This is a genomic window from Candidatus Jordarchaeum sp. (assembly GCF_052745115.1).
This window is the reverse complement of the sequence record NZ_JBRAKS010000179.1, coordinates 1-8127: the sequence shown is the minus strand read 5'-3', so window position 1 is coordinate 8127 and position 8127 is coordinate 1. Positions and strand designations below refer to the sequence as shown.

At 40.1% G+C, this 8127-nt stretch carries 6 protein-coding genes; 2 read left to right on the top strand and 4 right to left on the bottom strand.

Annotation, left to right across the window (positions count from 1 at the left end):
- Nucleotides 1-105: 105 nt before the first annotated feature.
- The 4 genes from ACUVXA_RS12750 to ACUVXA_RS12735 all read right to left on the bottom strand — a co-directional run bounded on the left by ACUVXA_RS12750 (nucleotide 106) and on the right by ACUVXA_RS12735 (nucleotide 4360).
- Nucleotides 106-924 carry a carbohydrate ABC transporter permease gene (locus ACUVXA_RS12750; RefSeq protein WP_445871652.1) on the bottom strand — a complete coding sequence of 273 codons (819 nt, stop codon included), beginning with the start codon at nucleotides 922-924 and terminating at the stop codon, nucleotides 106-108.
- Between the two features lie 29 nt (nucleotides 925-953).
- Nucleotides 954-1823, bottom strand: coding sequence for a carbohydrate ABC transporter permease (locus ACUVXA_RS12745; RefSeq protein WP_445871651.1), 870 nt, complete (start codon nucleotides 1821-1823; stop codon nucleotides 954-956).
- Between the two features lie 101 nt (nucleotides 1824-1924).
- Nucleotides 1925-3208, bottom strand: coding sequence for an ABC transporter substrate-binding protein (locus ACUVXA_RS12740; RefSeq protein ID WP_445871650.1), 1284 nt, complete (start codon nucleotides 3206-3208; stop codon nucleotides 1925-1927).
- A 135-nt stretch (nucleotides 3209-3343) separates the two neighbouring features.
- A complete protein-coding gene (locus ACUVXA_RS12735; protein ID WP_445871649.1) occupies nucleotides 3344-4360 on the bottom strand; it encodes a LacI family DNA-binding transcriptional regulator in 1017 nt (338 codons plus the stop codon).
- A 203-nt stretch (nucleotides 4361-4563) separates the two neighbouring features.
- Here ACUVXA_RS12735 and ACUVXA_RS12730 point away from each other — a divergent pair, with 203 nt between their 5' ends.
- Both ACUVXA_RS12730 and ACUVXA_RS12725 read left to right on the top strand, forming a co-directional pair.
- The gene (locus ACUVXA_RS12730) at nucleotides 4564-6102 is read left to right on the top strand and encodes a hypothetical protein (RefSeq protein WP_445871648.1); all 1539 of its coding nucleotides are present in this window, start codon (nucleotides 4564-4566) and stop codon (nucleotides 6100-6102) included.
- A gap of 206 nt (nucleotides 6103-6308) precedes the next feature.
- Nucleotides 6309-7832, top strand: a complete 1524-nt coding sequence (locus ACUVXA_RS12725; RefSeq protein ID WP_445871647.1) for an FGGY-family carbohydrate kinase — start codon at nucleotides 6309-6311, stop codon at nucleotides 7830-7832.
- Nucleotides 7833-8127: the final 295 nt, after the last annotated feature.

Below are 8127 nucleotides of genomic sequence, written 5' to 3'. Positions count from 1 at the left end.
AAAAAACAACTCTATTTTATATCAGATACTTTTCTATAGAAATATTTTTTATAGCTTGATTTGAACCAGTCAATTTTGATTTTTCTTTTAGTTAAATCAAGTAAATTATTTCAATGCACCTGCTGTAAGACCCTTTATAAATTGGTTTTGCAGGATGAAAAATATTGCAATAACAGGTGTAATTGAGATTATAACACCTGCACCTATGAGCTCCCATGGGGCAGAATACTGGCCAACAAAAACAGACATGCCCAGAGGTAATGTGTACAGGGATATATCATGAAGGAAAATTACCGCGAGTAAAAACTCATTCCAGTTAGTCATGAAGGTAAATATAGTGACAGTTACCAGTGCAGGTTTTATGATGGGGAGCAATATCCTCAAAAAGATACTAAACTCACCACAACCATCGATCCTTGCCGCATCAAGAATGTCGTTGTCTATGTTCTGAATATAGGATTTAAAGATGAATGTGGCTATGGGTAAACCAAAGACTATGTATGGTACGATGAGGGATGGATAGCTGTTATAGAGGCCCATTCTTTTCATAAAGACAAAGAGAGGGATGACAACGGCCACAGGAGGTATCATGATTCCTGAAAGGATAAGGTGAAAGAAGAGGTTTGACCCTTTGAGTCTGAATTTGGAGAAACCATAACCTGCCAGGGCAGAGATAAAGACTGTAATTGCTACTGATATGAGAGTTATAATTATACTGTTCTTGAAGAGTGATGTGAAATCGAACTTTATCCATGCATCGATGTAGTTTTTAAATCTTACATGGCGTGGTAAAAGTATGGCGGTAAATACCTCCTTCTGGGTTCTAATTGAAAGTGAGAGTACCCATACAAAGGGAAAAAGGGTTATGATCAACCCGATGAAAATAAGAATCCAGATTATTTTTCTTCCGGTTGCTTCTTTCATGAAAATACCATCAGAATATTGGATTTCATCTATGCCCCTTCTTCTCGCATGATTCTTGTTCTCATATAGGCAAAGGCCAGAGATAAAATAAGGATTATCACAGCGATAACCGAAGCATAACCCATCTTGTTAAACCAGAAAGCCACCTCATAGAGATGGGTTGCAAGTACTTCGGTGTTGTGATTTGGACCTCCCTTTGTCATCACATAGACGATGTCAAAAATTCTTACTCCCCCAATCAGATTCAGAAGTACAACCATCGTAGCAATGCCTTTTAAAAGTGGAATTGTTATATACCTCAATAGCTCCCATCTATTAGCCCCATCGATCATTGCAGCTTCGTAGAGTTCATCTGGAATCTGTTGAAGGCCAGTCAGATACAGTACCATATCGTAGCCGACCCACTGCCATACTGTAGCCCCTATGATTGAAAGGAGGGCAATCCGTTTGTCGCCCAGCCAGAATATTGGGGTTTTTATTGCCCCAATTCTTTCAAGTATCTGGTTCAAAGCTCCAAACGGATCGAGTATCCTTGACCACATAACCCCTACTATAACGGGTGAGAGCAACACAGGGATAAAGATCAATGTTCTAACGATCTTCACCAGTCTCGTGCTTCTGTTAAGAAAAAGAGCAAGAGCCAATCCGAACAGGTTAAGGAAAAAGGTTGTGCCGATCACAAAGAAAAGTGTGTTCCGGAGAGCCTTCCAGAAAATCCAGTCCGGTAAAAGGAGTTTGAAATTGTCAAGTCCTACAAAATTGATCTTTTTTAGATCGAATCCGGCCCATTCCGTAAGGCTAAGGTAAACCGTATGCAGAAGCGGATAAACCAGAAAAGCTATAAATAGTATGAAAGCTGGTAATATAAACAGATATCCACTTAATTTTTTTCTTTTCATCTCTGGGGGATTCCTGAATCAGACCTCGCCAATGAAGACGAGGTCTGATTTTTCCATTTTATCTTCTCTATTTCGGTCTGGTTTCCACAGGCTTATATTACCTATCTTTTCAGGGTAGCGGCAACCCGATCGAGAGCCGCTACAAAGTCAGCAGCACTTAACTCTCCTGTGAGAAGACCCTGAACACCTGACATCACCTGGCTATGGAGCTCGGGTGTGAACACGAACCTGGTCTGGGCAATTGCCTGAGCTTTTATCATGTCAGCAAGGATTTCCCTCTCTGCTTTGATCTCAACTTTGTAGGGAGGTATCATAAAGTGATCTACAAGGATCTTTGCCGAGGTTTGATCAGTTGCCATCCGATAAAAGTCAAGAATCAAATCCTGGTTCTTTGCATTTTTAAGAATACCCCAGTTAGTTGCGACGCCTCCAGTAGAATAAGAATTCTGAACTTTAGAGATTTTGGGGAATGGGAAAAGACCATATTCAACATCTTCTGGAAATTGGGTATCAAATCCCCCCACAATCCATGAACCTGCTGGATAGAACATGGCAGCCTTCTGCTGGGTAAATAGCTGAACTGCCCCTGTGAAATAGTCGAGTGATGCTGTACCAGGTGGAAAAACACCGTTTTCGTTCATCCTGATTATCTGAAGTGCAGCATCGATAAACTCAGGTCTGTTCCATGATATCTGTCCAAAATCTGCCTTTCTGAGCAGGGTATGTGAACCGTCTGTGTAGGCAACCATCTGGAAGTAGAGGTCACCTGCAGGCCATCCATCCTTCGCACCCAATGCTATACCAAGATAGCCATTGTTTTTTAAAACCTTGCAAATGGCTATTAAATCGTCGATTGTTTCAGGAATTGTTAAGTTAAGCTTTTTGAATATGTTTTTGTTGTAAAAGACTGTCAGATTGTTCACATCCAGGGGGATGCTGTATACATTGCCATCAAAGGTCAGATCAGCAAGTGCGCTTTCAAAAAAGTTAGGAAAACCTGTTTTGAGTTCCTGGGTCAGGGGTCGGAGCTCACCGGCCTTGTAAAGGCTATACATTGGCGATCCAGGATGAATCTCAACGATCTCAGGATAGTCTCCTGCTGCTATGGTTGCCTTAAGTTTTTCATTGTACTCGGTGTAGGGGACCCACTGGATTTTTATCTCTACATCAGGATGGGTCTGTTTAAATCTCTCAATAAGGAGCTCAAATACCTTTGGATAATCACCCTCATTGTTCCAGGACCAGAGCCTCAGTACCTTTTTCGCGGCTGGTGCGGCTTCCTCTTTTTTTGGTGCAGCCTCTTTCTTGCCTGCATAAAGAATCGAAGCCATAGCAAAAACTGTGCACAATGCAATTACAAGAAAAACAATTAACGTTCTTTTCATGTTACCCTCCTTGAATAAATTTTATAAAACACTAAAACCATTAATCTCATTAAGGAATAATTTATCTAAACCTTTGTTATCCTTATTTATTATCTACAGCTTGATATAATATGAGGCTGCAGTAAAACATGTTTTTTATCTATCTACTATCATCCTGCATGATTCTCTGATTATAAGCTTTGGCTTTTTTACTATTTTCTGGGGCTTTTTCATACTTTCATGATCTTCGATCATCTGTATGAGTCTTCTGGCTGCGATATCACCGAACTCGTAGTTTGGTTGTTCAACTGTGGTCAGGGGTATCTTCAATATGGATGTGATTTTTAGATTGTCATAACCCATGAGAGAAATATCTTCGGGAATTTTCAAACCACTTTCAAGGATTGCCTCCATTGCCCCCATGGCTACAAAATCATTTCCTCCCATTATGGCAGTATAGTCATAGTGTGTCTTTAAAAATCTCCTGGTTTCTTCATAACTCCCATCTGAGTTAACAAGAGCCTTTGAGATACAATCATCAGAAAAACATTTGTTTTTCATCAGTACATCCCTGAAAGCTCTAACCCTCTCGTTTGCTCCCACAACATCGGCAGCCCGGAGAAAATATATCTTTCTATGACCGAGATTTATGAGGTATTCGGCGGCGATTCTTCCACCGTAATAATCATCCGAGATTACATAATTTACATCAGGTGGGGTATCGAGTTTACAGGTTATCAAAACAAATGGGATGTTTCTGTTTCGCAATTTCTTGATTGATTCCCCTGTGAAATCTATTGTTGCTATGAGAACCCCATCTACTCCTTTTTTTATAAGCATATTCAAGTATCTTTCGCCAAGCTCGACTGTATACTTCGAATTGCACACCATCACGTTATAATCAGCATACTCTGCAACATCCATAACACCTTTTGAAAGACGTGCATAGTAGGGGTTTTCAATATCGCCTATTATTAGCCCTATAGTTTTTGATTTTCTGGTTTTAAGGCTTCTTGCAAAGAAGTTTGGTTCATATCCATACTGATTAACAATTGCACTAACCTTTTTTATTGTGTCTTTCTTTACATGTTTTTCATTGTTGATAACTCTGGATACGGTTTTTTGAGAAACCCCGGCTATTCTGGCTATATCTTTGATGGTTATATTTTTCATTTTTTAATTACGAAAACATTTAGAAAATATTTGTATTGAAGTGTTTATACATTTATAATATGATAACGATGTCTGACTGCGTTGTCATATTAGCCTATTTGTGTTATCGTGTCAATGATTTTTTATGATTTCGCATAATAATAATTTTTTTATCCTCATTTTTTTATCCTCAATGAGAAGTTGCTGAGTAAATGGAGGAGGTAATGACTGAAGATATTGCATCCAGAATTGGTATAATCACTTTTACGGATGACCGTGATGTGGGGCTTTATTCAGAGGAAGTCGAAGAACATCTCAGAAAAAAACATGAGGAGTTAAAGAGATTTCTTGTTAAAGAAGGGATTATGGTAATCGATCCCCTTAAAAAGATCAGGAAGAAAGGTGAGCTTCCATTTGGCGTTAGAAATATTAAGGACATAAGGAAAGTTCTGGACATTTTGCTACCTCAGGGCATTGATGGTTTGATAATTGGGGCATGGAACTGGGCTCCTCCAATGCTCGTTATGGATTTTGTTAGAAAGCTGGGGAAGCCAATTCTATACTACACCGAAAATGACCCTATGATGGGTTCCCTTTCACACATGAGCGCCACGTGTTCAAGTATGATGGAGTGGGGATCAAACACTTTTGCATTGATTCATGAGAGATGCTTCGGGAACAGGGAAAGATTGCTAAAGTGGTCAAAAGCCGTCAGGGCATTTTCCCGAATGAGGGAGAGTGCTCTACTTCTCTGGGGTGGGTCATATTCGGTGAAAATGGAGCAGCTACAGGATGATGTTCCAAGATTAAAATCGTTCATGGTACGGGATATTTTAAATGAAGACCAGTATATTCTTATTAAAAGAGCAGAAAGTATAATAAAAGGTGAGCCTGAGAGGATAGAATCTTTTCGAAAATGGCTCATCTCAAATGGACTCAAGATTAACTATGATAAAAAAATGCTCACCCCTGAATCTTTGGATAAACAGATTGCACTTTTACTCGCAGCCCGCCAGAGGCTTGATGAGCTGGAAAATGAGAATATTGGAGGAGTTTCAATTAAGTGCCAGCCAGAGATATACAACGAATTCGGGGTAAATGCATGTACACTTCCAGCATTTCTCCCTTTTGCCTCGAATGAGTCAGGAAATCAGAAGATCTATCCTACGGTATGTGAAGGCGATATTAAAGGTCTTTTAACATCAATGCTTCTTCATTTTTTAAACCCTGGAGTACCTCCTGCTTTTGGGGATCTGATATCTGTTGATGATAAGCATATTGAGTTTGCCAATTGCGGTGCCGGTTCTCTCTTCTGGGCAGCAAACTCCCTCGATCCCGGGGAGGTTTTTCAAAATGTTGAGGCAAAGAGCAATATACATGGGATTTCGGGAGCTGCTTTCAGTTATTACGGCAGGATGGCTCCCTCGGTCACTGTGGCAAGGCTTACAAGGGTCAGGGGTGAATACTACATGCAGGTAGGGTGTGGAAAAGAGCTTGATGCAAGGGAGTTTTTAACTTCGATGCTGGGGGAAGGGGTTAATCATCACCTGGGTCAGGCATGGGGTAAGATAGTTGTTGATCTCGACGTAAAGGGTGAGAATTTTGTGAGATGCATAGGCGCCAATCATCTAAGTGCAACCATGGGGAATCTGATTGAGGAGATTGAGATTGTCTGCAGGCTTTGGGGAATTCCTGTTGTAAGAATTGATTCAGATTATGAGATGGAGAGATTTTACAGCTCAGTTCGGTACAAACAATTTTGAATGATAAGGCTAAATTAGGTTTTGATCTCAAAAAATCTTTTATCGAATGTCTCAGGTCATCAATAATGTTATGAAGCAATCGATATTCGAAGCTCACAGGTATTGATTAATTTAAGATCGCCCTTTGAAGCATTATTTGTGTTCTATTTCTTGAACCTGTAAAAATAGGACCCGGTGGAGAAATATAGAAGATGGGGAGAGCAAACATGCCTGAAAGTTATCTTATAGGTGTGGATCTTGGAACGACCCTTGCAAAATGCGCAATCTATAATAATGATTGCAGGGTAATTTCAGAAGCACAGAAGGAGATGGAAGTCGGGTATCCTAAGCCTGGCTGGGCTGAACAGGATGCCTCAGATTTCTATACGATAACCTGTGAGCTTATAAGAGAGTGTGTTTCTAAATCAGGAATAGACACAAAAAGGGTTGCTGCACTCGGTATTGATAGCCAGATGGGTGGTATCATGTCGATAGACAAGAACTTTAATCCTGTAACCTATTATGATACCCCTCTTGATAGCAGGAGTGCTGGGGAAAACAGGGATATGCATGAGAGGTTAGGAGAGCTTATACTTGACAAAAACGGTTCCATCTCGACCTATGGAAACAAAATCCTCTACTGGAAAAAGAGGAGGGAATGGAGGGATATATATAAATTTGTTCAACCATCGGCCTTTGTTGCAGGAAAGCTTTCAGGTCTTACAGGAGATGAGGTCTTTATTGACGAGAGCTTTCTGTGTTTTTCAGGGTTGAGCGATCTTTCAAGGGGTGAATGGTCTGAGGAGCTGTGCATCAAATTGGGAGTTGATATGGAGAAACTCCCGAGAATCGTTAAATCAACCGAGATAATTGGGGAACTCACGAGAAAAGCATCTGAGGATACGGGGCTTACACCTGGAATTCCAATATGCGCAGGATGTGGAGATCAGGCTGCAGGGTTTGTGGGTGCCGGAGTTGTTAGAGCAGGGCAGATGGCTGATGTTTCTGGTACAGCCTGTATACTTGCAGCATGTATTAATAGTTTTACATGTGACATGAAGTATAAGACACTTTCATGTATGAAGTCTGCAATAGGAGATAAATATTATCTTATGTCTGTTGTTCTTGGTGGGAGAACACACAGGTGGTTCATAGATGAGTTCTTTTCTGAAGAAAAAGCAAGGTTGGAACAAAATGGTGTTGATGTTTACTCATGGCTTGATGATCAGGCTTCAAAATTGCCGCCGGGTTCGGATGGTTTGATTGCCATCGATTACCTCCAAGGCCGTTTTTTCCCTCCGGACCCATATATCAGAGGCCTTTTTATCGGGCATACATGGGCACATAAAAAGATCCACTTCTACCGGGCTATTCTTGAGTCTATAGCTTACGACCATTGCTTAACACTCAGGATTATCAAAGAACTTTTACCTGATCTTGATGTAAAAATGGTAACGGCTTTTGGAAGCGGTTCGAAGAGCAGATTCTGGATGCAGATAAAATCAGACATATTACAGATTCCATACCAGAACCTCCATCGAAGTGATCTTGCCACTCTTGGTGTTGCCTTGATTGCCGGTTATGCAGCAGGGGTTTTCAGGGATATTTATAAAATACTCGATGATTTTGTGGACCGAAAAGTAAGGGTAGACCCTGCACCTGGTGAAAACAGGAAATATGAGAAGTATATAGGTGTATATGGTGAGCTTTTTGAAGCATTAAAGGGTATTTATAAAAGGATTTCATCTTAAAAAGTGTTAGTAAAAAATACGTTAAGGCGAGCTTTGAGCTTTCCTTTTCAGTTTGATAAGATATTTTAACTTTTAAGAGTATTTTAAACAACGAAATTATTTCATGCTTAAAGTTTGAAGGCATTGTTTGATTTAACATAACCTTTTGCAATTGAATTTTGTAGAATTTTACATCTAAACTTTGCAATTAAAGTTCTATTTTTCTTAGAACGCGAAATTGGGTTTATCAATAATGGAGGTTCCATGAACGCAAGGGAGAGATTTCATGCGGTGATGAACTATGAAAAGGTTCCTT

Bases quoted from the DNA above. Each gene is read 5' to 3' on its own strand.
- ACUVXA_RS12750 (WP_445871652.1), bottom strand. From the start codon at position 924: ATGAAAGAAGCAACCGGAAGAAAAATAATCTGGATTCTTATTTTCATC.
- ACUVXA_RS12725 (WP_445871647.1), top strand. From the start codon at position 6,309: ATGCCTGAAAGTTATCTTATAGGTGTGGATCTTGGAACGACCCTTGCA.
- ACUVXA_RS12735 (WP_445871649.1), bottom strand. From the start codon at position 4,360: ATGAAAAATATAACCATCAAAGATATAGCCAGAATAGCCGGGGTTTCT.
- ACUVXA_RS12740 (WP_445871650.1), bottom strand. From the start codon at position 3,208: ATGAAAAGAACGTTAATTGTTTTTCTTGTAATTGCATTGTGCACAGTT.
- ACUVXA_RS12745 (WP_445871651.1), bottom strand. From the start codon at position 1,823: ATGAAAAGAAAAAAATTAAGTGGATATCTGTTTATATTACCAGCTTTC.
- ACUVXA_RS12730 (WP_445871648.1), top strand. From the start codon at position 4,564: ATGACTGAAGATATTGCATCCAGAATTGGTATAATCACTTTTACGGAT.